Source organism: Lactiplantibacillus fabifermentans DSM 21115 (genome assembly GCF_000498955.2).
In the GTDB taxonomy this organism is placed as follows: domain Bacteria; phylum Bacillota; class Bacilli; order Lactobacillales; family Lactobacillaceae; genus Lactiplantibacillus; species Lactiplantibacillus fabifermentans.
Genome location: NZ_AYGX02000110.1, coordinates 1 through 1319, shown reverse-complemented (window position 1 = coordinate 1319; position 1319 = coordinate 1). Strand labels below are relative to the sequence as shown.

The 1319-nt window shown below is 39.3% G+C and carries 2 protein-coding genes; both read left to right on the top strand.

Annotation, left to right across the window (positions count from 1 at the left end):
* Positions 1-81 precede the first annotated feature (81 nt).
* On the top strand, positions 82-369 hold the full coding sequence (locus DY78_RS10000) for a transposase (RefSeq protein ID WP_003688751.1): 288 nt from the start codon (positions 82-84) through the stop codon (positions 367-369).
* A gap of 23 nt (positions 370-392) precedes the next feature.
* A complete protein-coding gene (locus DY78_RS09995) occupies positions 393-1271 on the top strand; it encodes an IS3 family transposase (RefSeq protein WP_024626250.1) in 879 nt (292 codons plus the stop codon).
* Positions 1272-1319 lie beyond the last annotated feature (48 nt).

Below are 1319 nucleotides of genomic sequence, written 5' to 3'. Positions count from 1 at the left end.
TGGGCCTAGAATAAAAAGTGTACAGGTTAAATAGAGACTCTGATTTAGTATAATTAAGGAAGTAAATTGGAGGATCAAATAATGACGAAGCACAGTTATGACAAGGAATTTAAGGAACAGGCCGTTCAGTATTACTTAGATAACAAGGATCACATGACCATGAATGAAATAAGTAAGAATCTAGGTATTGGGGCTAGTACATTACATAAATGGATTAAGCTGTTTACTGAGACTGGGGAGTTTGGCCGTGGCTCTGGTAATTTTGCCAGCGATAAGGACAAGGAGATTGCACGACTAAAGCGTCAACTTCGTGACGCTGAAGGAGCGATCGAAGTGTTAAAAAAATCAATCGGGATTCTGAGCAAGTAACTACCGAAAAGGTATACCAAGAAATGGACGTTCAGCACGCTTTGGAATCCCACCCTTCCATCAATGGTATGTGTGATTATGTTGGAATCTCAAGAAGTGGTTACTATCAACGAGAAAAGCGTCATAATCACCAATCACCGCGAAAGCTTCGGAAGAAGTTTATTCAAGGTGAAATTAAAGCAATTTGGCTCAAAAGCCTTTGTATTTACGGTGCCGGCAAAATCACCCAAGAACTTCGCTCAAAAGGATATAAGATCGCTGAACGAACTGTTGGTAAGTATATGCGTGAACTTGACATTCACGCCGTTTACCTAACCCCTTGGACGACTACCACTCGCAATTCTAAGTTTGATAAACAGCTAATAAATATTTTAGACGAGCAGTTCAATCCATTGCGACCAAACGCCGTTTGGTGCATTGACACCACTTATATTCCAGTTCATGACGGATTCGTTTATTTAACCAGTATTATGGACTTGTACTCCCGACGGATCATTGGTTGGGACTTATCTGAAACCTTGGAGGTATCGAATGTCATCCCACTTATTGAAAAGACTAAGCACAGTCGCCATATTAGCAAGCCATTAATCATGCACAGTGATCGTGGTAGTCAGTTTACGTCTGAAGCTTACAATCAAGTTACAGCTAACATGACATTAAGCTATTCAAAGAAAGCTTATCCTTGGGATAATGCCTGCATTGAGTCGTTTCATGCCTTGATTAAGCGTGAATGGATAAATCGGTTTAAAATCCATTCATACTCCGAAGCTAAACGACTAGTTTTTCAGTACATTGAAACGTTTTACAACACAGTTAGAATTCACAGTCACTGTGGATTCAAATCACCAAAGCAACTTGAAGATGAGTATCAAACTCAAATTCAAAATTTAGTCGTGGCATAGGACAAAAAAGTCTCTATTTAAATTGTCTATTTTATTGACAGGGTACCA